At 73.9% G+C, this 24,195-nt stretch carries 32 protein-coding genes and 1 pseudogene; 12 read left to right on the top strand and 21 right to left on the bottom strand.

What is annotated here, in order from left to right; all coding sequences use genetic code 11:
* Positions 1 to 222 precede the first annotated feature (222 nt).
* The 11 genes from ACVJO7_RS28205 to ACVJO7_RS28155 form a co-directional block, all read right to left on the bottom strand.
* Positions 223 to 1,170, bottom strand: a complete 948-nt coding sequence (locus tag ACVJO7_RS28205; RefSeq protein WP_491675410.1) for a hypothetical protein — start codon at positions 1,168 to 1,170, stop codon at positions 223 to 225.
* The gene (locus ACVJO7_RS28200) at positions 1,167 to 1,853 is read right to left on the bottom strand and encodes a hypothetical protein (protein ID WP_491675409.1); all 687 of its coding nucleotides are present in this window, start codon (positions 1,851 to 1,853) and stop codon (positions 1,167 to 1,169) included. Before ACVJO7_RS28200 ends, ACVJO7_RS28205 begins: the two co-directional genes overlap by 4 nt.
* On the bottom strand, positions 1,850 to 2,206 hold the full coding sequence (locus ACVJO7_RS28195; protein WP_491675408.1) for a hypothetical protein: 357 nt from the start codon (positions 2,204 to 2,206) through the stop codon (positions 1,850 to 1,852). The genes ACVJO7_RS28200 and ACVJO7_RS28195 overlap by 4 nt, the downstream gene beginning before the upstream one ends.
* Positions 2,203 to 2,556 carry a hypothetical protein gene (locus tag ACVJO7_RS28190; RefSeq protein ID WP_491675407.1) on the bottom strand — a complete coding sequence of 118 codons (354 nt, stop codon included), beginning with the start codon at positions 2,554 to 2,556 and terminating at the stop codon, positions 2,203 to 2,205. The genes ACVJO7_RS28195 and ACVJO7_RS28190 overlap by 4 nt, the downstream gene beginning before the upstream one ends.
* Complete coding sequence (locus ACVJO7_RS28185; protein WP_491675406.1) at positions 2,553 to 4,553, bottom strand: type IV secretory system conjugative DNA transfer family protein; 2,001 nt, start codon at positions 4,551 to 4,553, stop codon at positions 2,553 to 2,555. The genes ACVJO7_RS28190 and ACVJO7_RS28185 overlap by 4 nt, the downstream gene beginning before the upstream one ends.
* Entirely contained in the window at positions 4,550 to 5,098 is a 549-nt protein-coding gene (locus tag ACVJO7_RS28180) for a hypothetical protein (protein WP_491675405.1), read from the bottom strand. Before ACVJO7_RS28180 ends, ACVJO7_RS28185 begins: the two co-directional genes overlap by 4 nt.
* The gene (locus tag ACVJO7_RS28175) at positions 5,098 to 5,595 is read right to left on the bottom strand and encodes a WhiB family transcriptional regulator (protein ID WP_491675404.1); all 498 of its coding nucleotides are present in this window, start codon (positions 5,593 to 5,595) and stop codon (positions 5,098 to 5,100) included. The genes ACVJO7_RS28180 and ACVJO7_RS28175 overlap by 1 nt, the downstream gene beginning before the upstream one ends.
* 104 nt (positions 5,596 to 5,699) lie before the next feature.
* Positions 5,700 to 6,089, bottom strand: coding sequence for a hypothetical protein (locus ACVJO7_RS28170; RefSeq protein WP_491675403.1), 390 nt, complete (start codon positions 6,087 to 6,089; stop codon positions 5,700 to 5,702).
* A complete protein-coding gene (locus ACVJO7_RS28165; RefSeq protein WP_491675402.1) occupies positions 6,086 to 6,382 on the bottom strand; it encodes a hypothetical protein in 297 nt (98 codons plus the stop codon). The genes ACVJO7_RS28170 and ACVJO7_RS28165 overlap by 4 nt, the downstream gene beginning before the upstream one ends.
* A 284-nt stretch (positions 6,383 to 6,666) precedes the next feature.
* A complete protein-coding gene (locus ACVJO7_RS28160) occupies positions 6,667 to 6,921 on the bottom strand; it encodes a hypothetical protein (RefSeq protein WP_491675401.1) in 255 nt (84 codons plus the stop codon).
* On the bottom strand, positions 6,921 to 7,193 hold the full coding sequence (locus ACVJO7_RS28155) for a helix-turn-helix domain-containing protein (protein WP_491675400.1): 273 nt from the start codon (positions 7,191 to 7,193) through the stop codon (positions 6,921 to 6,923). The genes ACVJO7_RS28160 and ACVJO7_RS28155 overlap by 1 nt, the downstream gene beginning before the upstream one ends.
* Before the next feature lie 28 nt (positions 7,194 to 7,221).
* Between ACVJO7_RS28155 and ACVJO7_RS28150 the strand changes: the two genes are divergently transcribed.
* Positions 7,222 to 8,550, top strand: coding sequence for a helix-turn-helix domain-containing protein (locus ACVJO7_RS28150; RefSeq protein WP_491675399.1), 1,329 nt, complete (start codon positions 7,222 to 7,224; stop codon positions 8,548 to 8,550).
* A 27-nt stretch (positions 8,551 to 8,577) separates the two neighbouring features.
* Positions 8,578 to 9,036, top strand: a complete 459-nt coding sequence (locus ACVJO7_RS28145; protein ID WP_491675398.1) for an NUDIX domain-containing protein — start codon at positions 8,578 to 8,580, stop codon at positions 9,034 to 9,036.
* A gap of 59 nt (positions 9,037 to 9,095) precedes the next feature.
* Here the strand turns inward: ACVJO7_RS28145 and ACVJO7_RS28140 are convergent, their stop codons facing one another.
* Positions 9,096 to 9,488 carry a DUF302 domain-containing protein gene (locus tag ACVJO7_RS28140; RefSeq protein WP_491675397.1) on the bottom strand — a complete coding sequence of 131 codons (393 nt, stop codon included), beginning with the start codon at positions 9,486 to 9,488 and terminating at the stop codon, positions 9,096 to 9,098.
* A 155-nt stretch (positions 9,489 to 9,643) separates the two neighbouring features.
* On the opposite strand from ACVJO7_RS28140, the gene ACVJO7_RS28135 reads away from it, so the two are divergent.
* The 8 genes and pseudogenes from ACVJO7_RS28135 to ACVJO7_RS28100 form a co-directional block, all read left to right on the top strand.
* Complete coding sequence (locus ACVJO7_RS28135) at positions 9,644 to 9,910, top strand: metal-sensitive transcriptional regulator (protein ID WP_491675396.1); 267 nt, start codon at positions 9,644 to 9,646, stop codon at positions 9,908 to 9,910.
* Positions 9,911 to 10,034: 124 nt separating this feature from the next.
* Entirely contained in the window at positions 10,035 to 11,450 is a 1,416-nt protein-coding gene (locus tag ACVJO7_RS28130) for an MBL fold metallo-hydrolase (RefSeq protein ID WP_491675395.1), read from the top strand.
* A gap of 97 nt (positions 11,451 to 11,547) precedes the next feature.
* Positions 11,548 to 12,195, top strand: a complete 648-nt coding sequence (locus ACVJO7_RS28125; RefSeq protein WP_491675394.1) for a rhodanese-like domain-containing protein — start codon at positions 11,548 to 11,550, stop codon at positions 12,193 to 12,195.
* On the top strand, positions 12,192 to 12,989 hold the full coding sequence (locus tag ACVJO7_RS28120; RefSeq protein WP_491675393.1) for a sulfite exporter TauE/SafE family protein: 798 nt from the start codon (positions 12,192 to 12,194) through the stop codon (positions 12,987 to 12,989). The genes ACVJO7_RS28125 and ACVJO7_RS28120 overlap by 4 nt, the downstream gene beginning before the upstream one ends.
* Positions 12,990 to 13,024: 35 nt before the next feature.
* Positions 13,025 to 13,339, top strand: coding sequence for a rhodanese-like domain-containing protein (locus ACVJO7_RS28115; RefSeq protein ID WP_491675392.1), 315 nt, complete (start codon positions 13,025 to 13,027; stop codon positions 13,337 to 13,339).
* 101 nt (positions 13,340 to 13,440) lie between these two features.
* Positions 13,441 to 13,695, top strand: coding sequence for an SHOCT domain-containing protein (locus ACVJO7_RS28110; RefSeq protein WP_491675391.1), 255 nt, complete (start codon positions 13,441 to 13,443; stop codon positions 13,693 to 13,695).
* A 369-nt stretch (positions 13,696 to 14,064) separates the two neighbouring features.
* Positions 14,065 to 14,376 carry a transposase gene (locus ACVJO7_RS28105; protein ID WP_491675390.1) on the top strand — a complete coding sequence of 104 codons (312 nt, stop codon included), beginning with the start codon at positions 14,065 to 14,067 and terminating at the stop codon, positions 14,374 to 14,376.
* Positions 14,373 to 15,119, top strand: a pseudogene (locus ACVJO7_RS28100) (IS3 family transposase); the annotation flags it as partial. The gene ACVJO7_RS28105 and the pseudogene ACVJO7_RS28100, both read left to right, overlap by 4 nt.
* Before the next feature lie 58 nt (positions 15,120 to 15,177).
* On the opposite strand, the gene ACVJO7_RS28095 reads toward ACVJO7_RS28100, so the two are convergent.
* Positions 15,178 to 15,546: an STAS domain-containing protein gene (locus ACVJO7_RS28095; RefSeq protein WP_491675389.1), complete on the bottom strand. Its 369-nt coding sequence runs from the start codon at positions 15,544 to 15,546 to the stop codon at positions 15,178 to 15,180.
* Positions 15,547 to 15,739: 193 nt separating this feature from the next.
* Here ACVJO7_RS28095 and ACVJO7_RS28090 point away from each other — a divergent pair, with 193 nt between their 5' ends.
* Together ACVJO7_RS28090 and ACVJO7_RS28085 are read left to right on the top strand one after the other, a co-directional pair.
* A complete protein-coding gene (locus tag ACVJO7_RS28090; RefSeq protein WP_491675388.1) occupies positions 15,740 to 16,450 on the top strand; it encodes an MEDS domain-containing protein in 711 nt (236 codons plus the stop codon).
* Positions 16,416 to 16,829: a hypothetical protein gene (locus tag ACVJO7_RS28085; RefSeq protein WP_491675387.1), complete on the top strand. Its 414-nt coding sequence runs from the start codon at positions 16,416 to 16,418 to the stop codon at positions 16,827 to 16,829. Before ACVJO7_RS28090 ends, ACVJO7_RS28085 begins: the two co-directional genes overlap by 35 nt.
* Positions 16,830 to 16,881: 52 nt before the next feature.
* Here ACVJO7_RS28085 and ACVJO7_RS28080 read toward each other — a convergent pair whose 3' ends face one another.
* From ACVJO7_RS28080 to ACVJO7_RS28045, 8 genes are read right to left on the bottom strand one after another with little or no spacing between them, the layout of a single operon-like run.
* Positions 16,882 to 17,334, bottom strand: coding sequence for a DUF1931 family protein (locus tag ACVJO7_RS28080; protein WP_491675386.1), 453 nt, complete (start codon positions 17,332 to 17,334; stop codon positions 16,882 to 16,884).
* A 14-nt stretch (positions 17,335 to 17,348) separates the two neighbouring features.
* Entirely contained in the window at positions 17,349 to 19,061 is a 1,713-nt protein-coding gene (locus ACVJO7_RS28075) for an FAD-dependent oxidoreductase (RefSeq protein ID WP_491675385.1), read from the bottom strand.
* Positions 19,058 to 19,330, bottom strand: a complete 273-nt coding sequence (locus tag ACVJO7_RS28070; RefSeq protein ID WP_100879554.1) for a UBP-type zinc finger domain-containing protein — start codon at positions 19,328 to 19,330, stop codon at positions 19,058 to 19,060. The genes ACVJO7_RS28075 and ACVJO7_RS28070 overlap by 4 nt, the downstream gene beginning before the upstream one ends.
* On the bottom strand, positions 19,327 to 19,740 hold the full coding sequence (locus ACVJO7_RS28065) for a hypothetical protein (protein ID WP_100879553.1): 414 nt from the start codon (positions 19,738 to 19,740) through the stop codon (positions 19,327 to 19,329). The genes ACVJO7_RS28070 and ACVJO7_RS28065 overlap by 4 nt, the downstream gene beginning before the upstream one ends.
* Positions 19,737 to 20,243 carry a thioredoxin gene (trxA, locus tag ACVJO7_RS28060; RefSeq protein WP_491675384.1) on the bottom strand — a complete coding sequence of 169 codons (507 nt, stop codon included), beginning with the start codon at positions 20,241 to 20,243 and terminating at the stop codon, positions 19,737 to 19,739. The genes ACVJO7_RS28065 and trxA overlap by 4 nt, the downstream gene beginning before the upstream one ends.
* Positions 20,240 to 22,870, bottom strand: a complete 2,631-nt coding sequence (gene clpB / locus ACVJO7_RS28055; protein ID WP_491675383.1) for an ATP-dependent chaperone ClpB — start codon at positions 22,868 to 22,870, stop codon at positions 20,240 to 20,242. Before clpB ends, trxA begins: the two co-directional genes overlap by 4 nt.
* A complete protein-coding gene (locus tag ACVJO7_RS28050; protein WP_253066888.1) occupies positions 22,870 to 23,196 on the bottom strand; it encodes a chaperone modulator CbpM in 327 nt (108 codons plus the stop codon). The genes clpB and ACVJO7_RS28050 overlap by 1 nt, the downstream gene beginning before the upstream one ends.
* A complete protein-coding gene (locus tag ACVJO7_RS28045; RefSeq protein ID WP_491675382.1) occupies positions 23,193 to 24,194 on the bottom strand; it encodes a DnaJ C-terminal domain-containing protein in 1,002 nt (333 codons plus the stop codon). Before ACVJO7_RS28045 ends, ACVJO7_RS28050 begins: the two co-directional genes overlap by 4 nt.
* Position 24,195 lies beyond the last annotated feature (1 nt).

Genomic DNA, 24,195 nt, shown 5'->3' with positions numbered 1-24,195 from the left:
CCCGAACGATCATGAAACGGGCGGTCAAGAGATCAACAGTGCGGGCGCTGCGGCGTCGCCGGCCGGAGGCCGGCCCGCCCCCTCGGATCGTGATGCATCGGTGTGCGGCCTTTGATCTTGCTCTGCTGTTGCTCTGTTCGGGGTAGTCGCTGTCGGTTCTGGTGGTGTGCTCGGTCGCGTGGCTCTTGCTCGTGCTCGGGTAGGTCGGTTCGGTGCTGATGGTCATGGCTGGGTCCTGTCGTGGGTCTGGTCGGTGATGAGGTGCAGGCCGGTCGGGGCCTGCTGGCCGGTGTCGCGGAGCTGGGCGAGGGCGCGGGCGGCGGTGCCCCGGCCGACGTCGGCGAGGCGCTGCAGCTCCCGCACGGTCGGGAGCGCGCCGTGGCGGTCCCGGTGGGCTGCGGCGCCCGCGCGGGCGCGGTCCTGCGCTCCGGCGGCCGTCGCGGGCTCGCCCGGACGCGGCGCGGTGGGACATCGGTCGGGTTCGGGGTGGGACACCGGACGGGACGGGCCCTCGATCACCGGACCGTCCAGCGCGGGACGCTCCGGCTGTCCCGTGTCCCGTCCCGCCGGGCCGGACACCCGGGACGGGCCCGACGGCTGTCGCACGGTGATCGACGCCTGCATCGGGCCCGCGGGCTCACTCCGCTCGGTCGGCGTGTGGGCCGGGGCTGGGGTGGGGTGGTCGGTGGCCAGGAGGTAGAGCAGGTGGGCCACGATCGCGGCGGCGATCGCCGGCCAGGCCCCCACCCCGAACCGCAGCAGCGCCGGCGCGGCCGCCGCGACCGCGCCGGGTGCGGGTGGGTCCCCCGCGAGGAACGCGGCTTGCGCCAGCCCGGAGAGGCCGGCGGCGAGGATGACCACGGCCCAGGCGTAGCGGGCCGCGCCCCCGGAGAGGCGGGCGGTGGCGGCGTAGGCGACCAGGGCCAGGCCGTCGGTGATCAGTGGGTAGAGCCAGGCGATCCCGGCCGGGACCCGTGCGGCGAGGGCGACCTCGAACAGGCCGTGCGCGGTCGCCACCGCCGCGGCGATGGCGACTGCCAGTCCGGGCAGCCACAGGCTCGCCCGCGCCCACCGCCGCCCCGCACCCGGACCGGGCACGGCGCCGGTGCCGCCGCCGGTACCGGTGTCGGTGTCGGTGCTGCGCGGGGTTCGGGTGTGCTGCTCGGTCATCGCCGACCACCCCCGGCCGGGCCGGCGCCGTTGCGCGCGGCCGGTTCGGGTTCGGGCGGGGCGCTCTCGCGGTGGGCGGACCACCACCCGGCGATCGGTGCGACGGCGTCGGTGCCGGGCACGGTGATCGGGCCGCCGGGTGGGGCGGACCAGCCGGGTCGGGTCTGGTGGGCCTCGGGCGAGCACGATCCGGCGGCCTTGCGGAGCCGGGCGATGACGCCGGGGCGTTGGCGGTCGTGCCAGTCGGCGGCCGCGCCGACCGAGGCGCCCGGGCCTTGGTAGGCCGCGCACCAGGCGTGCATCAGCCAGAGCAGTTCCTCGACCACGTCGGGGTGCCACAGCCAGCATTCCGGTAGCGCCTGGGCGCCGTCGGGGTAGCGCAGGAACACCCCCTCCAGCCAGGCGCACAGCTCGTCGAGCAGCCGTTGCACCTGGTCGGGGTCGGTGGGGGCCATCAGCCACGACGGCGCGGCCGGGATCCGCCGCCGGGCGGTGACCGCTCCCAGGGCCTCGGACAGTTGCCCGACCAGCCGGGCCAGCTGATCGACCCGCTCGCCGAGCGGTTCGAGCTCGGCCACCGCGCGGCGCAGCGTGTCGACCTCGCGGGCCAGCCCGGCCAGGGCGCCGTCGGGGCCGCCGGCCTCGGGTGGCTGCGGGTGCTGGGGATGTGCCGGTCCGGTCATCGCGCCCACCCCGCCTCGTGATCGGCCGCGTCAGTGCCGGCGCCGGTGCTGTGGTTGCGGCCGGCTGTCAGCTCGTCGTCGTCGGTGGCGTCGGCGGCGTGGTGTGCCTGGGCGGCGCGGACCGCGCTGGCGATCGCGGCTAGCTGGGCGTCGGTGACCGGGCCGCGTGGCATCGGCACCCGACCCGCCGCGGCGTCGGGCGCCTCCGCGGCGCGGGCCTCGGACCGGGCACGCTCGGCGGCCTCGGCCACCGCGCGGGCCAGTTCGGGGTAGCGGTCGGCGTCGACCCGGGCCGCGTGGTGCTCCTCCGCGGCCAGCCGGGCGGCCCGGCCCCGGGCGGGCCCGGCGCTCACCGCTGCCACCCCACCGCGTCGACATCGTCACCGGCCAGGCCCCGGCCGGCGTCGTGGCCTGTGCCGTGCTCGGCCCCGTCGTCGCCGGCGACGCTGTGGGCGCGGGTGGTGGCGCAGTCGGTGCGGACCTGCTCGGTAAGCGCGGCCAGCTCCGCGTCGCCGATCTGGCGCCACCCACTCGGTGCGGTGTCATCGCGGGTGAACCCCCAGCCCTCGACCCACCGGACCCGGTGCGGGTCCTGCGCGCCCTCGTCGACACCGGCAAGGTCGTCGAGGTACTGCTGGTGCGCGGCCTCGTAGCCCTCCAGCACCCACTCGCGGTCGGACTCGTCGTAGAACTGGCCGCTCATCGCCGGCCTCCGCTCTGGTCACGGTCATCGGTCCGGTCGTCATCGCTGCGGTCGTCATCGCTGCGGTCGTCATCGCTGCGGTCGTCATCGCTGCGGTCGTGGTCGCCGGCGTCGCCGGTGGGTAGCGCGGCCGGCCGGTCCCCGCCGCCGCTGGGGGTGGGTGCGGCGTCGGTGTGGATGCGGTGCAGCTCGGCGAACATCGCGTTCGCCGCCCGCACCCGGGCCGCGGGCTCGCCGAACCGGCCCGGCCACCGCCGCGCCAACCCGGTCAGGACGCCTTCGAGCTGGCGGTCGCGCCAGGTGCGAAAACGTTCCCCGCGGCGCCGCCACCGGGTCTCGGCCTCGATCCGGGCCAGCAGCCGCACCCGCCGCCGCACATCCCGACGGCGCCACGCCATCCGCGCGCGGCCGATCACCGGGGCGATCCCGCGCCGGATCACCACCACCCGCCCGGCGGGCAGGTTCGCGATCTGTGCCGGGGCGAGCACCGGCACCTTCCGCACGCTGCGGGAGGCGACCCGCCCGTTCGTGTCGGTGGTGTTGATCCGTTCGTCGCGCTCCCCGGCCAGGGTCGACCAGAACTCCAGGTCGGCCTTGTCCCGCGTCCCCCCGAAGATCACCAGTCCGCCGGTGTTGTTCAGGATCGTCGCAGCCTTGTGCTCGCCCCACCGGGCCAGCAGCTGAGCGCGGGACTGGAACGCGGCCAGGATCGTCACCCCACGCCCACCCATGTCCGCCGTCCACGATTCGAGGGGAACGGGGGAGATCAGGGCGGCCTCGTCGAGGAACAACCCCAGCGGCGGATCCAACCGGCCGCCCGGCTGGCCGGCGGCCAGCCGGCGGGCCTCGCGGGCGATGTGCCCGGTCAGCGCGCAGACCAGGGGCGCGGTCTGGGCCTCCTCGGCGCCGAGCAGGAACACCGTCGCCCGCTCGCCCAGCAGCCGGGCGACGTCGAACCCGGCCCCCGGCTCGGCGGCCGCCGCGGCCGCGGGGTGGGTGAGCCAGCCCAGGGCGGGCATCACGCTGGAGGTGATCGAGGAGCGGGTGCGCTCGTTCGTGGCGATGAACTGCATCGCGTCCTGCTCGAACGCCTGGACCCCCGAGCGGCGCAGCAGCGCGGGGACCTCCCGGCCCGCGGCGTCGGGGTCGGCGACCCAGCCCAGGACGTCGGGCATCCGGCGCTCGCCCAGGGCGGCGGCGTGCAGCAGCGCCGCGAGGACGCGGCGGGCCTGGTTGTCCCAGAACTCCCGATCCCCACCGTTGCCGCTACCGACGGCGGCGATCATGTCCGTGGCCCGCTCCGTGGCGGTCACGGGGTTGGTGCAGCCGGTCAGCGGGTCGAAGGTGATCGTCGAGGCGCGTTCACCCAGCCCGGCCGGGTTGAACACGAACACCGGCCCGCCCGCGGCGCGCAGCGGCCCGCACAGCTCCAGCAGGTCCGTGCGGGTCGAGGTGACCAGCGCAGCCCCCGGGGCGTCGAGGACCCGGCCGGCCAGCCAGCCGGTCTTGCCGGTACGGGGTCCGCCGACGACGATGACGACGTCCTCGACCAGGGTCCACACCCGCAGCGCGCCGACCCGGCACAGCTCCACCGCGCCCGCGGTCGTCGGCGTCCGGAACCGCTGCCACCGGGTCAGCCCGGCCAGCGAGGGCCGGACCGTCGCCCGTCGGCGACGCACGGCGAGGGTGCCGGCCTGGCGGGCGATATCCAGCGACGAGGCGACGCCGGCCTTGCGGCGGGTCCGGGCCGCCCAGCGGGTGATCGTCGCCGACGACCGCGACCACCGATGCCACACCAGCGCCGCCACCAGCAGCCCGGCCGTGGCGAACGCCGGCCAGGACAGGGCCTGCACCAGCGTCGCCCCCGGCAGGACGGCGACCGCCCCGAGGCCGAGGGCCAGGGCGCGGGCGCCCCGGCTCCACGCGAGCGCGGCGGCGCCGACGAACACGAGCAGCAACAGGATCGTGGTTCCGAGGCTGATCAACAGCGTGGTCATCGTCCGTCCTCCCATCCGGTGCGCTGCTGCCACGCCGCGACATCGCCCGCGTGGCGGGCACAGCCGGTGGCGTGGCCGGACTCGCTGTCGTCGGGGTGCGACGACTCGGAGGGACCGTGGTCGGTGACCTGCTGGTCACAGGTGCCGCAGCGCCACCACGCCGAGGGCGTGCGGAACGAGGGCAGCCCGTCGGGCTCGGAGTCGGGCTCGCGGCCCTCGACCAGCCATCCGAACGCCGCCTCGGCGCGGGAGCTGAACTCGTGGGCGGGCAGATCCAGCGCGGCGCCGACCTCGTCCCACGACCGGCCCGCCGCCCGCGCGTCCCGGGCGTGAACAAACATCTGGCCCTCGGCCACGGTGCGCGCCAGCAGCGCCGCCCGGACCCCGGCCAGCGGGTCGTCCAGGCGCCGGTCGGTGAGCACCTGAAATCCGGGGATCGGGGCCTCGACGATCCGGGCCTCGAACGCCTCCACCGCGACCTCGCGCACCACGTCCCGCAGCCGCCTGACGGCCCGCTCGGTCGGCGACCTGTCGAACCCGGCCATCACCGACCACCCCCGGACACGACCCCGCACCGCACCGGCACGCCGTGCTCGCGCAGCGCCGCGGCCCAGCGGTCCACCGTGCGCCGCGACACCCCGCACGCCCGGGCGACGTCGGCGCGGTCCCGCCCGGCGGCCAGCGCGGCGCGGCCGGCCTCCCGCGACCGCGACGTGTTCCCGCTGCCCCGACCGCACCCCGGCGACGACGTCACCGGCGCGCAGTGGGGCCGGGACCGGCGGTTGCGGCGCAGCGCGGCCCGCTCGGCCTCGCTCATCCCGCCAGCGACCCCGAACGGCAGCGCCTCGCTCGCCCAGGCCAGGCACTGGGCCCGGACCGGGCAGCCCGCGCACACCGCCTTCGCCGCCTCCTCCGCGCGCTCGCGTTCGGGCCCGGTCTCGGCGACCGGGAAGAACACCTCCGGATCGGTGTCCCGGCACCCGGCGCGGGCGCGCCAGTCCCGGCCCTGGTCCGGCCGCTGGTCTCGTCCTACGCTGGTCATCTCTCCTGCCTCCATCCATTGAGTGGGGAGAGCGGCCCGGCGGCTCGTATCCGCCAAGATCCCGTCGCCGGGCCGACCCCTCCCGTCCTGCCTGTGTCGTGGGTTCACTGCGTCCTCCCCGGTTCCGGGGCCCGCGCCGGCGCCGCGAACAGCCCCGGTGACGCGTCCTCGGCCTGCCGGCGGGCGTGGCGGTCCGCGGAGCTGTCGCGTGCGGCCCGCGCGCCGGGCACGACGTCGGCCAGGTGCGCCAGCCGGGACGGGAGCGGGGTGTTCTCCAGCAGGGCCAGGGCGATCACCCGCGAGGGGCAGTCCCGCCGCCCCGACACCGACGACCACCCACACCCCGGACACCGCCCCGCCGCGGGCAGGTCGTGATCGACCACCACCTGCAGCAGGTCCGTGCGGCCGGCCGGGCGCCGCAACCGCGCATCGAGGTCGTCGGCGGCCGCGGCCGGCGCCCGCACCGACCACTCCGGTCCCGGGCGGCCGGTCACCGCGCCCACCCCGCCGCCTCGTCCAGCGACAGCGCCGCGCCGGCCTCGGTCAGCCTGTAGCGCAGCCCGCCGGCCTCGACCGGCTCGGGGACCCGCCCGAACTCGTCGGGGCAGAGCACCGACCCGTCGGGGTGCGAGAACAGCGGGGCGAGCCCGGCACGGGCCGGCCACCCCGACGGCGGCACACCGGCCACGGGGCCCCCGCATCCCGGGCAGACGAGCGCGGCGAGGTCCACCCACTGCTCCGCCTGCCCCACGGCGGGCGGGTTCTGCTCCATGGCGATCGTGCTCACGCTGGCCTCCGAAACGGTTGAGGAGGGACGGCCGGTCCGGCCCCCCGGTGGCGGCGCCTGCCCCGCCACCGCGCCGTCAGGCGCGCACGGCCTCCGAGGCTCGGACTCAAGGGCGGCCGCAGGCCGTCGGCGCAGCCGATCGCGCAGCGACCCTTGAATTCGAGTGAGGCCGTGCTGAACTCGGGCCGGACGGCCCTCCGCCCCGCCGAAGGCGGGACCACCCGCGCTCTCGGCCTGCCCGGCCGTGAGGGCGAACTCCTCCCGCCCCTCGCCGGCGGCCGCGCTCATCGCCGACCACCCGCGGTCTCGGCCTGCTGCTCGCCACCCGGCTGCTGCTGGGTCAGGGCCGGCGTGGCCGCCCGGTCGAACGCCGACACGAACGTCGACACCGCACCCGGCAGACCAACTCCGACCGGCGTCGCCAGGAACAACACCAGCGCCAGCAGCGAGAACACCACCGCCCCACCGGCAGACCGCGCCTTCGCGCAGATCACCGCACCGACGATCGTGACCAGCAGCAGGACACCTACGCTGCCCATCACTCGGCGCTCCCTCGGGCCGCCGGGACCCAGGAAGCGACGTCGACGACCCCCTGCTGCGCGACGGCGGCGCTCACCATCTCGTCCAGCACCCGCGCCGGAATGATCAACCGGCCGCGGACCCGGATCGCGGGGAATTCGCCATCGCGAATGGCGCGGTAAAGCGTGACCGGCGACGTTCCGATCAGCTTCGCCGCGTCGGTGACGCTGTAGAAGGTCGGGGCCTGCGACCGCGCCGCGTCGGCTCCCGTCCTGGTAGACGGATTGTTCATCTGCTCTCTCCTCCCGAACTCGTGACCTTTGTCGGTCACTGCGGATAGCCTGAGAGCGGTTCTGAGCGAGAGCCCGGAAGGAAATTCCGGGGTAGTTCCGACCAGTCGGGGGAGGGTGATCGTCATGCGCGGGATGACCCAGACGATGACCATCGGCGAGCGAATCGCCTTCTACCGGCGGCGCCGGGGGCTATCGCAGCTCGTGCTCGCAGGACTGGTCGGCCGGACCGAGGACTGGTTGAGCAAGGTCGAGAACGGCCGGATCGAACTCGACCGGCTGTCGGTCATCCGGCGCGTCGCCGAAGCGCTGGACGTCGCGATCGGTGACCTGGTCGGCGAACCGACCCTGCTGGAGTGGACCGAGGACAGCGGCGTGCGGACCGTGCCGGCGCTCCGCGCAGCACTGATGGACTACCGGCAGATCACGCCGCTGCTCGCCTCGCCCGTAGCAGCTGGCGAACCCGTGGACCTCGACTCTCTCGAGACGGACGTCCGCGCGATCTTCGACGCCTACCAGGCCAGCCGCTACGGCTACGTCACCGGCCGCACCCCGCTGGTCCTCTCCGACGCCCTCAACGCGACCCGGAACGCCGACCCAGCGACCCGGAACCGTGCGCTCGCGCTGCTCGCCCTGACCTACCAGGTCGCGGTGTCGGTGCTGACCAGGCTCGGGGAGACCGACCTCGCCTGGATCGCATCCGAGCGTGGACTCGCCGCAGCGCAGGAGTCGGAGAACTCGGTCGTGCTCGGATCGCTCTTCCGGTCCGTCGCCTACGCGCTGCACTCAACCGGTCGGTTCGCGGCCGGCGTGGATCTGGTGAGGACCGCCGCCGGCGTCCTGGAGTCGCACCTCAGCTCGCGGACCGATGACTCGTTCCTGGCGGTCTACGGAACGCTGTTCCTGACCGGCGCGGTGGCCGCAGCTCGTGCGGAGGACCGTGGGTCGGTGACGGCGTTCCTCCGCGAGGCCGAGGAGAGCGCGCAGCGGGTCGGCCGGGACACCAACGCGATGTGGACGGCCTTCGGCCCGACGAACGTCGCGATCCACCGCATGACGACCGCGCTCGAACTCGGCGACATCCAGGTGGCTGTCGACCTCGCACCGTCGATCGACGTTGCCGGCCTCCCGGCCGAGCGGCAGGTGCGCCACGCGATCGAGACGGCCCGCGCCTACAGCGCCCGCAACCGCAGCGACGAGGCGCTCGCAGTCCTCCTCCAGGCCGAGCAGGTTGCGCCCGAGCAGGTCCGCCACCACGCGCTCAGCCGTCAGCTGGTGCTCAGCTGGGTCAAGGCCAGACGCGCCCAGCGCGACCCGGCGCTGGACGGGCTGGCGACGCGCCTCCGGCTGGTCTCGTAGCCGGAGCCTCACCGTAGGGTCGGCACTGTGACCGACCCGAGTGCCAAGTTCGCGACCCCCCGGGTAGCCGCCGGCGCACTGTTCCTCGACGGCGCCGGCCGGGTCCTGCTCGTCCGCCCGACCTACAAGGACACGTGGGACGTCCCCGGCGGCTACGTCGAGCGCGGCGAGTCCCCCGCGTCCGCCTGCCGCCGGGAAGTCGTCGAGGAGCTGCACATCGACCGGACGCCCCGCGCGCTGCTGTCGATCGACTGGGCGCCGAGCGACCGGGAGGGCGACAAGCTGCTGTTCCTGTTCGACTGCGGCGACCTGGGCGACGACGAGGCGGCCGTCCGGCTCGACGGCGAGGAGCTGGACCGCTGGGAGTGGGTCGCCCTGGACGACCTCGACCGGTACGTCATCCCGCGACTGGCCCGGCGGATACGTTCCACCGTGGCGGAAGGACCGAGCTACCTGGAGCACGGCCGCTCGGTCACCAGCGCCTGACCAGGGGACGGTATCGATCGAAAGTGCCGGTGCACGACGCCGCTGTCGTCGTTCGCTGGTCAGGTCAATGAGTCGAGGGCGGTGCGTAGGCGCTCACCGGCGTCGGCGGCGGTGTCGCCGAGTTCAGATTGGTCTCCGCCGGCGATGCCGAGCAGGGTTCCGGGGTCGACGGCTTGGATGAGGGTGCGGCCGTCGGCGCGGCGGACGGTGACGTTGCAGGGCAGTAGCAGGCCGACCTCCGGGCTGGCGGAGAGCGCGGCGTGGGCGAGGCGGGGGTTGCAGGCGCCGAGGATGGTGTAGTCGTCGACCTGTTCGTCGAGCTTCGCGGCGAGGGTGGCCTTGATGTCGATGGTCGTCAGCACGCCAAAGCCCTGCTCGGCGAGGGCGGCGGTGACGGCGTCGATGGCCTGTTGGTGGTCGAGGTCGACCTCGACGGTGTGGGCGATCTGCATCGCTGCTGGCTCCTCTCGGTTGAAGCTGCGGGGCCGGGTGGCCTGCTCGGGTGGTCGGGATCACGACACTACCGGAATACCCCCCGGGGTAGGTTCGGTTGTGCGATGGGCGAGCCCACGGACCCACCGTGGGCCGCCCGGGAACGGAGACCGTGATGCAGGTTCAGGTCGATGAGCTCACCGACGTGGTGAGCCGGCTGCGCCGTGTGGAGGGCCAGATCGGCGGGATCATCCGCATGATCGAGGACGGGCGCGAGTGCAAGGACGTGGTCACTCAGCTCGCCGCGGCCGCCCGGGCGTTGGACAAGGCCGGCTTCAAGATCATAGCTACCGGCCTGCGGCACTGCATGACCGAGAACGACGAGGGCGAGCGCGCGGTCGACGTGGCCGAGATGGAGCGCCTGTTCCTCTCCCTGGCCTGACCGCGCCTATCCGCCCGCATCGGGCGGGCCGGCAGTAGGACCGACCGGCGCGTTCATGACGGACATCCGACAGAACAACGACCGATCACACGGTGGGACATACCCTACCGGGTAGGGAACTTTGATGATCGACATTCACACGATCGCGACGCTCGGGCTAGGCGACCGCAGCTACCTGGCCACCGACGGCGAGGTGGCGGTGGTGATCGACCCGCAGCGCGACATCGACCGGGTCCTGGACCTGGCCGCCGGCCTCGGCGTCAGGGTCACCCACGTCGCCGAGACCCACATCCACAACGACTACGTCACCGGCGGGCTCGACCTCGCCCGCCGCACCGGCGCGGCGTACCTGGTCAGCGCCGCGGACGAGGTCGGTTTCGACCGCACCCCGGTCGCCGACGGCGACGAGGTCACGGCAGGCACGATGCGCCTGCGGGCGATCGCCACCCCGGGACACACCCACCACCACCTGTCCTACGCCCTGCTCGACACCGCCCCGCTCCACACGACTGCGGACGCGGGTGACGAGGTGGTGGCGGTGTTCACCGGCGGGTCGATGCTCTACGGCACCACCGGGCGCACCGATCTCGTCTCGCCGGCCGACACCGTCGCGCTGACCCACGCCCAGTTCCACTCGGTGCGCCGGCTGGCCGCCGAGCTGCCGGCCGGGGCCGCGGTCTACCCGACCCACGGGTTCGGCAGCTTCTGCGCCGGCACCCCGGCCAGCGGCGCCGACGGTTCCACCGTCGGGCAGGAGGCCGGCACCAACCCGGCACTGACCCGGGACGAGCAGGACTACGTCGACACGCTGATCGCCGGGCTCGGGGCGTTCCCGACCTACTACGCCCGCATGGGCCCGGCGAACGCCGACGGCCCTGCCCCGGTCGACCTCTCGGCCCCGGCCCCGGTCGACGCCGCCGAGCTGCGGCGCCGCCTCGAGGCCGGTCAGTGGGTGGTCGACCTGCGTGAGCGCACCGCGTTCGCCGCCGGCCACCTGCCCGGGTCGCTGGGCTACGAGCTCGCGACTCCGTTCGTCACCTACTTCGGCTGGACGTTCGACTTCGACGCCGAGCTGACCCTGATCGGCGACGACGCCCAGCAGGTCGCCGACGCTCAGCGGGAACTGGTCCGGATCGGCATCGACCGCTTCGCCGGCGCCGCTACCGGCCCGATCGAGACCCTCGATGCCGGGCAGGGTCTGCGTTCCTACCCGGTATCGGACTTCGCGGGCCTGGCCGCGGCCCGCGCACGGGGTGGCCACGACGAGCCCTTCGTCGTCGATGCCCGGCGCGACGAGGAGCGTGCCGCCGGCGGGATCTCGGGCTCGGTGCACATCCCGCTGCACGAGCTGTCGGCCCGCCGCGACGAGGTCCCCGACGGCGAGGTGTGGGTCTACTGCGGATCGGGCTACCGCGCCTCGATCGCCGCCTCGATGCTGGACCGCCCCGGCCACGACCTGGTCCTGATCAACGACGACTGGCCCCGCGCCGCCGACGCCGGGCTGCCGGTGACCGACCAGCACGTCACCACCGGTGGCTGAGACCGGCACCCGCCCGACCGCCCCGGTGCCCACCGACCACCGCCGCCGCTCCACAGGGCACATCGCTTCGCTGCAGACCGAGAGGACCACTTCTCCCATGAGCACGACCTCGACGCCCGAGACGTCCCACATCGGTCGGACCGTCGATGCGGCGACCGTCCTCGCCTGGCACCGGGCCGCCGAGACCGAGGGGGCGCGTGTCCCGATGGTCGTCGACGTCCGCAGCGCGGCCGAGTACGGCGCCTCCCACATCCGCGGCTCGTACCACGTGCCGCTGGCCACACTGGCCGAGCACACCCATGACCTGGCCGCCCACATCGAGGGCCCGGTGGTGCTGGTGTGCCAGTCCGGGGTGCGCGCCGAGCAGGCCCGCCGCCACCTCGCCACGACAGGTCTGGAGCGCGCCCACGTCCTCGACGGCGGCCTGCCCGCCTACACCGCCGCCGGCGGTGACATCGTCGGCGGCCCCCAGGTCTGGGCCTTGGAGCGCCAGGTCCGTCTCGTCGCCGGTGGCCTCGTACTCGCCGGGCTCACCGCCGGCCGGTTCCTCTCACCGAAGGGCCGACTGCTGGCCGGCGGGATCGGCGCCGGTCTCACCTTCTCCGCCCTGAGCAACACCTGCGCCATGGGCGCCGCCCTGGCCCGGCTACCACTCAACCGCGAGGTCACCGAACCCGAGGCCGGCCAGACCCTCGCCGCGCTGCGAGCCGGGCCGCACGGCCGAGCACCGGAGAGCCAGCGGTGATCGTCCTCGCGGCAGGGTTCGGGCTGCTCATCGGCGCCCTGCTCGGCCTCGTGGGCGGCGGTGGCGGCATCCTCGCCGTCCCCGCTCTCGTCTACGGGCTGGGGCTGCCGCTGGGCGAGGCGGTCCCGGCGTCGCTGGTGGTGATCGGGCTGGCCTCGGCGGTCGCGGTCGCCCCCCGCGCCCGCCGCGAGGTCCACTGGCGTCTCGCCGCGATCATCGGCGCCGCGGGCATCCCCACCGCTGTTATCGGTGGGATCGTCAACCACCGGCTCGACGACCGGTGGCTGATGCTCGGGTTCGCGGCACTCATGGTCGCCGCCGGGCTGCGGATGCTGCGCGGCTCCGACGAGGCCGGCGGGGTGTGCGAGCTCCCCGGCGGCGGCGTCGCCTGGCGCCGCTGCCTGCCCCGCGCCGTCGCGACCGGGCTGCTGGTCGGGTTCCTGACCGGATTGCTCGGCGTCGGAGGCGGGTTCCTGCTCGTGCCCGCCCTCATCGTCGCCCTCGGCCTTCGGACCCCGAGCGCGGTGGCCACCTCGCTGGTCGTCATCGTGGCCAACTCGGTCGCCGGGCTGCTGCCCTACCTCACCACCGGCAGCGCTACCGCCTCCGAAGGCGGGCTGGACTGGTCCGTCGTCGTCCCGTTCGCCGCCGCCGCGATCCTCGCCTCGCTCCCGGCCGGCCACCTCGCCCGCCGGTTGCGCGCCAGCACGCTGAACCGCGGGTTCGCCACACTGGTCCTGCTCATCGCCGCCGGCGTCGCCACCCAGACCCTCATCGCCCTCACCACCACCTGACCAGCACACGACAACGAGACGAAGGAGCACCATCCATGACCGTCCGTGAGATCTCCGTCGACGACCTCGCCGCCGCCCACGACACCGGCGAGCCGACCGTGATCGACGTCCGCAACCCCGACGAATACGCCGAGGGCCACATCCCCGGCGCCCACCTGATCCCCCTGCCCGAACTGGGTGACCGCATCGCCGAAGTCCCCACCGACCGCCAGGTCCACGTCGTGTGCCAGTCAGGCGGCCGCAGCGCCCAAGGCACCGAACTGCTCGCCGCGGCCGGCATCGATGCGGTGTCGGTCAACGGCGGTACCAAGGGCTGGATCGACTCCGGGCGCCCGACCACCACCGGATGACACACCAACCCATCGGGTAGCCCAGCCGTAATCCTGCACAGCACGAGATCGACCCCCGACTTCCCCTCACCGAGGAGGCGTCGGATCAAGGAGGCCAGACCATGATGAACGGGACGATGATGGGATGGGCCTGGATACTGCCTGTCCTGTTGCTGATCGGGCTCGCACTACTGGGCTACGTCGCCTTCCGGCTCGCCCAGAGCCGCGGAACCGCCGGACCGGCCTCGGCCGAAAGGACATCGTCAGGCGGGTTGTCGGGGGCTCACTCGTCGGCCCGGCAGATCCTCGACGAGCGCTACGCCCGCGGCGAGATCGACGCAGACGAGTATCGCCACCGCCGCGACGAGTTGGCATGAGCGTGGCGCCGCCACGGTGTGGCGGCGCCACGCAACGGGCCGGCCCGGCTACTGCTCCTGTCGGATAGCACGACGTGGGCAGGCCGCTCTGGCAATTCAGGGCGGTCGACTCGCGGTGCAACACGTCGGACGAGACGCCTAGTTGGCACCATCTCGCGTGGAGCCATCCATGGAGCGAACTACAGAAGTTTCCGGGCCGTGGAGCCACCGCGAGATCGCGACGTGACACGGAAGTACCTGGTAGAAGGCTGCGGATCGCCCTGTCGGACGGACTCCTAAAGCGGGTGTCGCAGGTTCGAATCCTGCCGGGGGCACTACTGAACCGTCCCGGGTTCGGTGCCGCTTCCTTCCTTGTGGAGGATGTGGATCATGTCCGAGCGCTACCCGCCCGAGCAGCGTGCCCGGGCCGTGAAGATGGTGCTCGACCACCTCGACGAGTACCGGTCGGTGTACGCGGCGTGTCAAGCGATCGGGCCGAAGGTCGGCGTGGGGGTCGAGTCGCTGCGCCAGTGGACGGTGCAGGCGCAAGTCGATGCCCAGCAGGTGCCTGGGCCGAGCACGGTCGAGCGGCATCGGATCAAGGACCTGGAGCGTGAGGTCCGGGATCTGAAAGAGGCCAACGAGATTCTCAAAGCTGCTTCGATTTTCTTCGCGAGGGAACTCGACCCTCGCCACCGCTGATCTGTGATTTCATCGATCAGATGCGTGCATGTCGATATCGGGTCGAGTCGATCTGTCGCGTGCTCACCGAGCAAGGCGTCCAGGTCGCCCCACGCACGTATCGCAACTGGAAAACCGCCCAACCATCGGCTCGGACGATCACCGACGCCTATCTGACCGATGCGCTGCGCGCCACGACAGGCACCCCAGAAGGCATGTACGGACGACGAAAGATGACCGCACACCTACGCCGTCAGGGCCACCGTGCGGCGGCCTGCACGATCGACCGGTTGATGCGCGACGAGGGCCTGGCCGGGCTGGTCCGAGGGGGCCGTCACCGCACCACGATCCCTGCCGACCACGGTGGCCGACGCGCGCCTGACCTGCTCGATCGAGACTTCACCGCGGCGGCGCCGAACCGGAAGCGGGTCACCGACTTCACCTACTGCCGAACGTGGTCCGGGTTCGTCTACGTCGCGTTCGTCATCGACTGCTTCTCCCGGGCGATCGTCGGCTGGCGCGCCACACAGGTCAAGAACACCACCATGGTCACCACTGCACTGAAGATGGCCTTGTGGCGACGCGACCACCAAGGGAGGCGAATCAGCGATGGCCTCATTCACCATAGCGATGCCGGGTCTCACTACACGTCTATTGCCGAGACTCTCAGCATCGAGGGTATCGCGGCGTCGATCGGCAGTGTCGGCGACGCCTACGATAATGCACTCGCCGAATCCACTATTGGACTGTTCAAGACCGAGGTGATCGGTAGGGACAGTCCGTTTCGGGCGCGCGCGGCGACCGGTCCCGGTCACGGCATCGTCACCACGGGATCCCCCTCCCGGTCACCACCGCGTCGGCCGCGACCGGCCAGCCGACCAGTCCGAGCAGGCGCTCCACCGGTGGGGCGGGTGAGCCGACGAGCAGCACCGCCGTGCCGCGCTCGTCGGCGAACTGCTCCGCCTCGAGCAGCACGCTCAGCCCCGCCACCCCCAGGAACTCCAGGTCCGACAGGTCGACGGCGACCACCGCCGGACACGCCTCGACCTCCCGGCGCAGGTCGTCGCGCAGCCGCGGCGCGCTGCACGCGTCGACCTCACCACGTGGCCGCAGGACACGGACGGGGGCCGCCCTCGCGACACCGGCTTCGATCCGTGCGAGGCGTGTACCTGTCCGGCTGAGCAGCGTCATGGGCCCAGCATCGGGGGCCGGCCCGCGTCGGTCTTCGGCTCCGCAGCGCGAAGCGGAACGCCGTCACTCGGTCTCCGAGGACACCCGGCCACGACCGGCACGCCGGGCGATTTGGGCCTGCGGGGTCGATGCGGAACCGCTGTGGAGCAGTTAGAACGCCTCCACCGACCGAGTAGCAGGAAGGCCATCGACCGTGACGTCCACAGACGACCCACCGACGTTCGAGCAGATCGTCACCATCGGCGGTCTGCCGGTGCGCGTGCACGACCACGTCTGCCTCCTGTACCGGGGTGCGGACCAGCGGGACGCGCTGATGGCGGCCTTCCTCGCCGAGGGCCTCCGCGCGGGCCACCGGTGCTACTGCATGATCACGCCCGACCGGCACCGCGGGATCGCGGACGCGGTGGTCGCGCTCTCCGAGCCGGGCACGGGGAGCACGGACGGCGCGGCGCCCGGCTCCCCGGGGCACATCGACTTCGTCGGTCCCGGCGGGAGCCACCTGCACGACGGCGGATTCATCTCCGACCGCATGCTGCGCTTCTGGGACGACTGGGGGGACACGACCTTCGACCGCGACGGCGTGCTCCACGCCCGGATCGTCGCGGACATGAGCTGGGCCATCCCGCTCGTCGGCACCCCCGGGTTCGTGATGGACCTGGGGCGCTACGAGACCCGGTTCACCCTGTGGTCGAGCCGTCGCCCGCAGGTCACGGCCTGCATGTACGACCTGGACAGCTTCGACGGCGACGTGATCGTCCCCATCGTCCGGGCGCACCCGACGGTGTGGATGAACGGGGTCATCCTGACCAACCCTTACTACCTGCAGAGCGAGTACTTCTCGGAGGCCGAGGCCGAGGAGCTGAACCACCATGCCGCGGCCACCCGACGACGCCCCCCACGGTGACGGCGGTGGTCCCCGGCCGTTCTGGGCCCGCGCCCGGATCGACGGGACCGCACTCGACGTCGTCACCACGCTCGTCCGCGCGCTGGCCGCGCACTCCACGGCCGGGGGCCTGGCCGACCCGTTCGCCCACTGTGTCGCGGTGGCCGCCGCCATCCTCCTCGCCGGCGAAGCGGGCACGTTCGACCTCTGGGAGGAGCCGGGACGGCTGGTGTGCCACGTCGCCCGCGGCGACGCGGCGGGGGCGACCGCGCCGCGGCCGGACCCGCGGCGGCTGCGGCTGGTCCCCCGGACCGCGACGCCGGGCGGTCCCGGGCCCGGCATCGTGGTCGAGCTCGGCCCGGGCCGGGTGACGGTCGTCCTGCTCGTACCGTTCGGCTGACGCGGTCCGGACCCGGGGGACGTCGTCGCCCGCCGCGGCGGACGGGTCGTGGTCAGTACACCTGCCGGACGAGGTCGGTGGCGCGCTGCCACTGGTCCGTGCCGGGGTTCGACGCGTCCGGGTCGACGGCCCGGAGGGCCCGCGCGAGGGCGATGCCGAGACCACCGAAGAGCTCCGGCAGCAGCGCCTCGGTCTCCTCGGAGAACGTCACGTCGGCCGGCGGCCTGCGCACGGCCGCGGCGAGCAGGGCGCGGACCTCTGTCGCCTCGTCCAGCTCGTCGAACTCGCGCATCCGCTCCTGGAGCCCCTTGGGGATCGGCAGGTCCATCGGGGCGATGACGTCCCGGCCGTTCCACCGGGCCGAGTTCCGGCCCGCGACGGCGACGTCGTCGACCAGCCCGTCGACGAACTCGCGGAACCGCTTCACGTCGCTCCGGTCCACCCGCAGCCCGGCCACCGAACGGAAGAACCTCTCGAACACCGGGACACCCGACGGGCCTGCCATGCCGATACCTCCTGCTACCGCGCGTGTGCCAGGTGCTCGTGCACCAGGCGGACGGCCATCGCTCCCTCGCCGACCGCGGAGGCCACCCGCTTGGTCGACCCGCTGCGCACGTCGCCGGCCGCGAAGACACCCGGGACGCTCGTCTCCAGCAGCACGGGAGACCGTCGCCCGTCCCCGTCCCCGTCCCCGGCCCCGGCCGACCGGCCGGTGCACACGTAGGCCCCGGAGTCGAGCGCGACGGTGCCGGCCAGCCACCCGGTGCACGGGTCCGCGCCGATGAACACCATGAGCTCGCGGGCGGGCAGGGTGGACCGGGTACCGTCCCGCGAGTCCTGCACGACGACGGCGTCCAGCAGGCCGCGCTCACCGACCAGGTCGCACACCTCGGTGTGCAGGTGCACCTCGATCCGCGGGTCGCGCTCGATCCGGTCGGCGAGGTAGCGCGACATGTACTCGTCGAGCCCCTGCTCGCGCACCACCAGCCGGACCGTGCGGGCGTGGTCGGCGAGGAAGAGGGCGGCCTGACCGGCCGAGTTCCCCCCGCCCACCACCACGACCGGGTCGTCCACGCACAGCTGCGCCTCGACCTGGGTGGCGGCGTAGTAGACGCTCGTCTGCTCGAACTCGTCAAGCCGGGGCACGGGCAGGCGCCGGCAGCGGGCCCCGGTCGCGACCAGCAGCGCACGGGTGACGAGGGTGTCGCCGCCACGCAGCCGGACGACGTGGAGCCCGCCCGAGGTGTCCAGCGCGACCGCCTCGGCCGGCGCGTGGGTGGTGGCCCCGAACTTGACGGCCTGGACCTCGGCCCGCTCGGCGAGCTCGGTGCCCGAGATGCCGGCCGGGAAGCCGAGGTAGTTCTCGATCCGCGACGTGGTGGCCGCCTGACCGCCGGTGCCCACGGCGTCCACGACCTGGGTGCTCAGCCCCTCGGACGCTCCGTAGACGGCGGCGGCCAGACCGGCCGGACCGGCACCGACGACGACCAGGTCGAGGGGCCGGGACCGGCGGTGCCGCACGGGACGCTGCCCGACCAGGGCGGCCAGCTCGGCCGGGTCGGGGTTGCGCAGCACGACGTCGTGCCAGATCACCACCGGTGTCTCGGCGGGCGTGATGCCGAGGGTCCGCAGCAGCGACTCCGAGCCCGCGTCGGACTCCAGGTCGACGAACCGGTGGGGCAGGCGGTTGCGCATCGCGAACTCGCGCAGTGCCCGGGTGTCGGCCGAGAAGCGGGACCCGACGATCCGGAAACCGTGTCCCTCGCCGATCGCCAGGGAACGCCGCAGGAGGGAGGCGCGCAGGATCTCGTCGCAGAACTCGGCGTCCCGCAGCAGGCACTCGCGGAGCCTGTCCCGCGGCACCTCGAGCACCTCACCGGGCTCCAGCGCGACCGCGGTGGAGAACGCGACCTGCCCGGTGAGCAGGCCGAGCTCGCCGAGGAACCGGCCCGGCCCGTGCACCCGCACGATCTGCTGCTCCGGGGTGCCGAACGCCGCGACGACCGCGACCCGGCCCGCGAGGACGACGACGAACCCGTGGTCGGGACGGCCCTCGACGATCAGCAGGTCGCCGCGCGACGTCGGCCGCCGCACTCCGCGGGCGCTCAGCATCCGGACCCGGTCGGTGCCCAGCCGGGGGTGGGCACCCGAGAGGTCGGGGGTCTCCCCCGGCGGGGCCACGGCCAGCAGGTCGTCGACGGCGGGTGCGCCGCCACCGGCCGCGGGGCTCATACGAGCACCTCGTCCACGTAGCACCACCGCCAGTTCTCGCCGGGCTCCAGCGAGGCGACGATCGGGTGGCCGTGCACACCGGCGTGCGCGCGGGCGTGCCGCATCGGGGACGAGTCGCAGCACCCGACGTGCCCGCAGCTCAGACACAGCCGCAGGTGCAGCCACGGGGTGCCCATGCGCAGGCACTCCTCGCACCCTCGGGTCCGCGGCCCGACGTCCCGGATCCAGCTCACGTGCGGGTCGACCCCCGTCGGGCGCGGGACGGTCACCGCCGGTCCCCCGCCACCAGCGCCGCACCGATGCCGACCAGCCAGGAGTCCTTGGCCAGCGCGACGCCGTCAGGGGTGGGGAACGGCGTACCGGGTCGGCGCATCCCGGGGGTCCGCGCGTACAGCCCGAGCAGGCCGGCACCGAACCCGAGGAGCCCCAGACCGGCCAGACCGGCCGGGACGACCGGGACGAGCAACGCGGCCCCGAGCACCACCTCGGCCGCGGCCAGTGCCCTCGTGAAGGTGACCGGCCGCACCGCACCCAGGAACGGGTAGGTGCCGGTGGCGAGTCCGTGCAGCTGCCCGGCCGTGTCCTCGTCGGGGTCCCACTTCTGCAGGCCGGAGTCCAGGACGTAGGCGCCTGCGGTCAGCCGCAGCGGCAGCTGCCAGGTCGGGTTGCGCCGGCTCATGGCGACTCCTCGGTCTCGTCGGGACCCGGGGCCGAGGGACTCGGTACCGGGGGGTCCAGGCCCGCGAGGGCGTCGTCGAGCCAGCGCCGCAGCGTCGCCACCGGAGCGGCCCCCGGCTGCCGGGCGACGACCTCGCCGTCGCGCAGTACCAGCAGGGTGGGCACCGCCCGGACCTGGAACCGCGTGCCGGTCGCGGGCGCCCGGTCGACGTCGACCTTCACAAGCTTGATCGCGCCGGCCCGCTCGGTGGCCAGCTGCTCCAGCACCGGGCTGACCATCCGGCACGGCCCGCACCAGGTCGCCCACAGGTCCACCAGCACCGGGACCGACGGCTGCTCCGCGACGGCGGCGAAGTCGTCGTCGCCCGCGTCGGTGATCCACGGCAGCGGGTTGCGGCAGCTGCCGCACCGGGGGAACCCCCCAGCCACCGACGGCACCCGGTTGCGCGAGCCGCAGTGCGGGCAGGTGACGACGGTCCGGCGCGCGGCCGCGTCGGCGGTCACGGCGCCGACCCCGCCGGGACGTCGTGGGAGACGACGAGCTCGCCGCCCTCACTGAGGTCCAGGTGGATCGTCGCGCCGTCGGGCACCGCGTCGCGCAGCAACGCCCTCGCGATACCGGTCTCGACCTCGTGGGCGATGTAGCGGCGCAGCGGCCGGGCCCCGTACACGGGGTCGTAGCCCGCACGGGCGATGTGGGCCAGCGCCGCCGGGCTCACCTCCAGCTCCAGGCCGCGGGCGCCAAGCCGGCGTCCCAGGTCGCCGACGAGCAGCTCCGCGATGCGCTCGATCTGCGCCGGGGTGAGCGGGGTGAACAGCACCGTGTCGTCGACCCGGTTGAGGAACTCGGGCCGGAAGTGCGCACGCAGCTCGGCCAGGACCAGGTCCCGCGCGTCGGGCTTGAGCTGCCCGTCGGCGGTGACACCGTCGAGCAGGTGCTGCGACCCGATGTTCGACGTCATGATGATCACGGTGTTGCGGAGGTCGACCGTCCGGCCCCGGGCGTCGGTGAGCCGGCCGTCGTCGAGTACCTGGAGCAACGTGTTGAACACGTCGGGGTGCGCCTTCTCGATCTCGTCGAACAGCACCACCGCGTACGGACGTCTGCGCACCGCCTCGGTGAGCTGGCCGCCCTCGTCGTGGCCGACGTAGCCGGGCGGGGCCCCGACCAGCCGCGAGACGGTGTGCCGCTCCTGGTACTCGCTCATGTCGAGCCGGACGATGTTGTCCTCGGAGTCGAACAGCGCCCGGGCGAGCGAGCGGGCCAGCTCCGTCTTGCCCACACCGGTCGGGCCGAGGAACAGGAACGAGCCGCTCGGCCGGCGCGGGTCCTTCACCCCCGAGCGGGCCCTGATCAGGGCGTCCGCCACGGCCTGGACCGCCTCGTCCTGGCCGACGACGCGTTCGTGCAGCACCTCGTCCAGGCGCAGCAGCTTCTCCCGCTCGCCCTCGGTGAGCCGGGCGGTCGGGATTCCGGTCCACAGCGAGACGATCTCGGCGATCTCGTCGGTCGTGACCACCTCGCGCAGCAACCGGCGCTCCCCCTGCTTGTCGATCAGCCGCGCCTCCTCCGACCGCAGGCGCCGCTCCAGGTCGGCGAGCTCGCCGTAGCGCAGCTCGGCGGCCCGGTTCAGGTCGTAGTCGCGCTCGGCCTCCTCGACCTCGCGGCGGACCCGCTCCAGGTCGGCCCGCAGCTCCTGGACCCGCCGGATGGCCTGCCGCTCGGCCTCCCACTGGGCCCGCATCGCGTCGGCCCGGGCCCGCAGGTCGCTCAGCTCGGCTCGGAGCTGGTCGAGCCGGGCCCTGCTCGCCGGGTCGTCCTCCTGGGCCAGCCCCGTCTCCTCGATCTCGAGCCGGAGCACCGCGCGGGTGATCCCGTCCAGCTCGGCGGGCATCGAGTCGATCTCGGTCCGCAGCCGGGCACACGCCTCGTCGACCAGGTCGATGGCCTTGTCGGGCAGGAACCGTTCGGTCAGGTAGCGGTGGGAGAGGGTGGCGGCGGCGATCAGGGCCGCGTCCTGGATGCGGACGCCGTGGAACACCTCGAACCGCTCGCGCAGACCGCGCAGGATCGACACGGCGTCCTCGACGGTCGGCTCGTCGACGTGGACGGGCTGGAAGCGGCGCGCCAGCGCGGCGTCCGCCTCGACGCGCGTGCGGTACTCGTCGAGGGTCGTCGCGCCGATCATGTGCAGCTCGCCCCGGGCGAGCATCGGCTTGAGCATGTTGCCGGCGTCCATGCTGCCCTCGGCGGCACCCGCGCCGATCACCGTGTGCAGCTCGTCGAGGAACAGCAGGACCCGTCCGTCGGCCGCCCGCACCTCGGCCAGCACCGCCTGCAGGCGCTCCTCGAACTCTCCGCGGTACTTGGCGCCGGCCACCAGCAGGCCCATGTCGAGCGCGACGACGATCCGGTCCCGCAGCCCCTCCGGGACGTCGCCGCGGGCGATCCGCTGGGCCAGTCCCTCGACGATCGCGGTCTTCCCGACGCCGGGGTCGCCGATGAGCACCGGGTTGTTCTTGGACTTGCGGGACAGGATCTGCACCACCCGGCGGATCTCGGCGTCGCGGCCGATCACCGGGTCCCGATCCCCGGAACGGGCGGCCGCGACGAGGTCCTGCCCGTAGCTGGCCAGCGCCTCGTAGGTCCCCTCCGGGGTGGCCGACCGGACGCGCTGGTTGCCGCGCACCTCGGCGAGCCGGCCGAGGAACGCGTCGCGGGTGATGCCGTGCCGGCCCAGCACCCGCCCGGCCGGGCTGCGGTCGGCCTCGGCGAGCATCGCCACGAGCAGGTGCTCGACGGAGACGTACTCGTCGGCGAGCCGCCGCGCCTCCGCCTCCGCCTCGTCGAGCAGCGTGGCCAGCCGCGCCGAGACCACGACCCGGCCCTGCGGGGCGCCGGCGCGGGTCGAGCGGGGGACGCGCCGCAGCTCGGCCTCGACGTCGGCGGTCAGCCGGTCCACGTCCACCGCCATCGCGTCGACCAGCCGCGGGACGAGACCGTCGGGCTGCTGGAGCAGCGCGAGGAGCAGGTGCAGCGAGTCGGTCTCGGCGTGTCCGGCCCGGGTCGCGGCGTCCTGCGCCGCGGCGAGTGCCTGCTGGGACTTCCGGGTCAGGCGGTCGGCGTCCATCAGGAGATCCACCCTCGGGTCGTGTCGTGCGCGGCGCGCTGCGTCCGCAGCGCCGTCTCGAGACGGCCGATCCGGTCGAGCAGCTCGACGATCAGGCCCAGTGCGGCGTAGTTGACCGGGAGCCCGGAGCGCAGCCGCTCGATGCGGCGGACCGCGGCGAGCTCGCCGGCGGGGACGGACAGCCGGCCGTCGGTGTCGGGTGTCGCCCGCAGCAGGCCGAGGGCGAACAGGCGGTGCAGGTGCTCGGGGTGAACGCCGCTGCGCCGGGCGAACTCGGCCTGGCTCAGGGGCCGGCCGGGCCGGACCAGCAGGGGATGGGTCGTCACGATGTCGCCGCCTTCCGCCGTCGGGCGCCGTGGGTTCCCGGGCGGGTGGGCTCCCGTCTCGGGTCGAACGTGGACACCTGTGCGAGCTCGGAGAACAGTTCCCGCTCCCGCTCGGTGAGCCGGGCCGGGACGTGCACGCCGAGCTCGGCGACGAGGTCGCCGCGGACCCCGCGGCGACCGGGCATGCCCTCGCCGCGCAGACGCAGCTTCCGCCCGGTGGAGGACCCCGGCGGCACGGTCACGGTGACCTCGCCCCCCGGGGTGGTCACCGGCACCGTCGCGCCCAGCGCCGCCTCCCACGGGCTCACCGGCAGCCCGACGACGATGTCCCGCCCGACCAGCCGGTAGCGCTCGTCCGGGAGGATGCGGACGACCAGGTAGAGGTCACCCGCCGCGCCGCCGCCCAGCCCGCGGCCGCCCTCGCCCGCCAGCCGGATGCGCTGCCCGTCGACGACGCCCGGCGGGATCGTCACGGTGTAGGTGCGCGGACCGGAGGTACCCGACAGCTGCATCTCCCGCCGGCCGCCGTGATAGGCCTCCTCGACGGTCAGCGGGAGCTCGGCCTCCTGGTCGGCGCCGCCCACCGTCGCGCCCCCGCGGCCCCGGCCGAACAACCCGCCCAGCAGGTCCTCGATGTCGACCCCCGCCCCGCCGACGTCGGTGAACCCGGCTCCGGCGACCCCCGCGTCCCCGAAGCCGGAGAACCCGCCGTCCCGGGTGGCTCCGGACCCGCCGCGGCTCCCCGCACGGGACACCCGCTCCTCCCAGTCCTCCGGAACCCGGCGGTGGTCGTCGCCGAAGCGGTCGTAGCGGCGCCGCGACGACGGGTCCGACAGCACGTGGTAGGCGTCGTTGATCTCCTTGAACCGGTCCTCGGCCGCCGGGTCGCGGTTGACGTCGGGGTGGTTGGCCCTGGCCAGCCGACGGTAGGCGGCCTGGATCTCCTCCGCGCCGGCGTCACGACCGACACCAAGGACCTCGTAGTGGTCGCGCGCCACG

It is taken from the genome of Pseudonocardia sp. DxW, assembly GCF_058448985.1.
This window is presented reverse-complemented; position numbering and strand designations above follow the sequence as displayed.

Excerpts from the sequence above, each read along its gene's own strand:
- ACVJO7_RS28205 (WP_491675410.1), bottom strand. The coding sequence starts at position 1,170 with ATGACCGAGCAGCACACCCGAACCCCGCGCAGCACCGACACCGACACC.
- ACVJO7_RS28200 (WP_491675409.1), bottom strand. The coding sequence starts at position 1,853 with ATGACCGGACCGGCACATCCCCAGCACCCGCAGCCACCCGAGGCCGGC.
- ACVJO7_RS28190 (WP_491675407.1), bottom strand. The coding sequence starts at position 2,556 with ATGAGCGGCCAGTTCTACGACGAGTCCGACCGCGAGTGGGTGCTGGAG.
- ACVJO7_RS28185 (WP_491675406.1), bottom strand. The coding sequence starts at position 4,553 with ATGACCACGCTGTTGATCAGCCTCGGAACCACGATCCTGTTGCTGCTC.
- ACVJO7_RS28180 (WP_491675405.1), bottom strand. The coding sequence starts at position 5,098 with ATGGCCGGGTTCGACAGGTCGCCGACCGAGCGGGCCGTCAGGCGGCTG.
- ACVJO7_RS28175 (WP_491675404.1), bottom strand. The coding sequence starts at position 5,595 with ATGACCAGCGTAGGACGAGACCAGCGGCCGGACCAGGGCCGGGACTGG.
- ACVJO7_RS28160 (WP_491675401.1), bottom strand. The coding sequence starts at position 6,921 with ATGGGCAGCGTAGGTGTCCTGCTGCTGGTCACGATCGTCGGTGCGGTG.
- ACVJO7_RS28155 (WP_491675400.1), bottom strand. The coding sequence starts at position 7,193 with ATGAACAATCCGTCTACCAGGACGGGAGCCGACGCGGCGCGGTCGCAG.
- ACVJO7_RS28140 (WP_491675397.1), bottom strand. The coding sequence starts at position 9,488 with ATGCAGATCGCCCACACCGTCGAGGTCGACCTCGACCACCAACAGGCC.
- ACVJO7_RS28135 (WP_491675396.1), top strand. The coding sequence starts at position 9,644 with ATGCAGGTTCAGGTCGATGAGCTCACCGACGTGGTGAGCCGGCTGCGC.
- ACVJO7_RS28130 (WP_491675395.1), top strand. The coding sequence starts at position 10,035 with ATGATCGACATTCACACGATCGCGACGCTCGGGCTAGGCGACCGCAGC.
- ACVJO7_RS28125 (WP_491675394.1), top strand. The coding sequence starts at position 11,548 with ATGAGCACGACCTCGACGCCCGAGACGTCCCACATCGGTCGGACCGTC.
- ACVJO7_RS28115 (WP_491675392.1), top strand. The coding sequence starts at position 13,025 with ATGACCGTCCGTGAGATCTCCGTCGACGACCTCGCCGCCGCCCACGAC.
- ACVJO7_RS28110 (WP_491675391.1), top strand. The coding sequence starts at position 13,441 with ATGATGAACGGGACGATGATGGGATGGGCCTGGATACTGCCTGTCCTG.
- ACVJO7_RS28105 (WP_491675390.1), top strand. The coding sequence starts at position 14,065 with ATGTCCGAGCGCTACCCGCCCGAGCAGCGTGCCCGGGCCGTGAAGATG.
- ACVJO7_RS28095 (WP_491675389.1), bottom strand. The coding sequence starts at position 15,546 with ATGACGCTGCTCAGCCGGACAGGTACACGCCTCGCACGGATCGAAGCC.
- ACVJO7_RS28085 (WP_491675387.1), top strand. The coding sequence starts at position 16,416 with ATGCCGCGGCCACCCGACGACGCCCCCCACGGTGACGGCGGTGGTCCC.
- ACVJO7_RS28080 (WP_491675386.1), bottom strand. The coding sequence starts at position 17,334 with ATGGCAGGCCCGTCGGGTGTCCCGGTGTTCGAGAGGTTCTTCCGTTCG.
- ACVJO7_RS28075 (WP_491675385.1), bottom strand. The coding sequence starts at position 19,061 with ATGAGCCCCGCGGCCGGTGGCGGCGCACCCGCCGTCGACGACCTGCTG.
- ACVJO7_RS28065 (WP_100879553.1), bottom strand. The coding sequence starts at position 19,740 with ATGAGCCGGCGCAACCCGACCTGGCAGCTGCCGCTGCGGCTGACCGCA.
- clpB (WP_491675383.1), bottom strand. The coding sequence starts at position 22,870 with ATGGACGCCGACCGCCTGACCCGGAAGTCCCAGCAGGCACTCGCCGCG.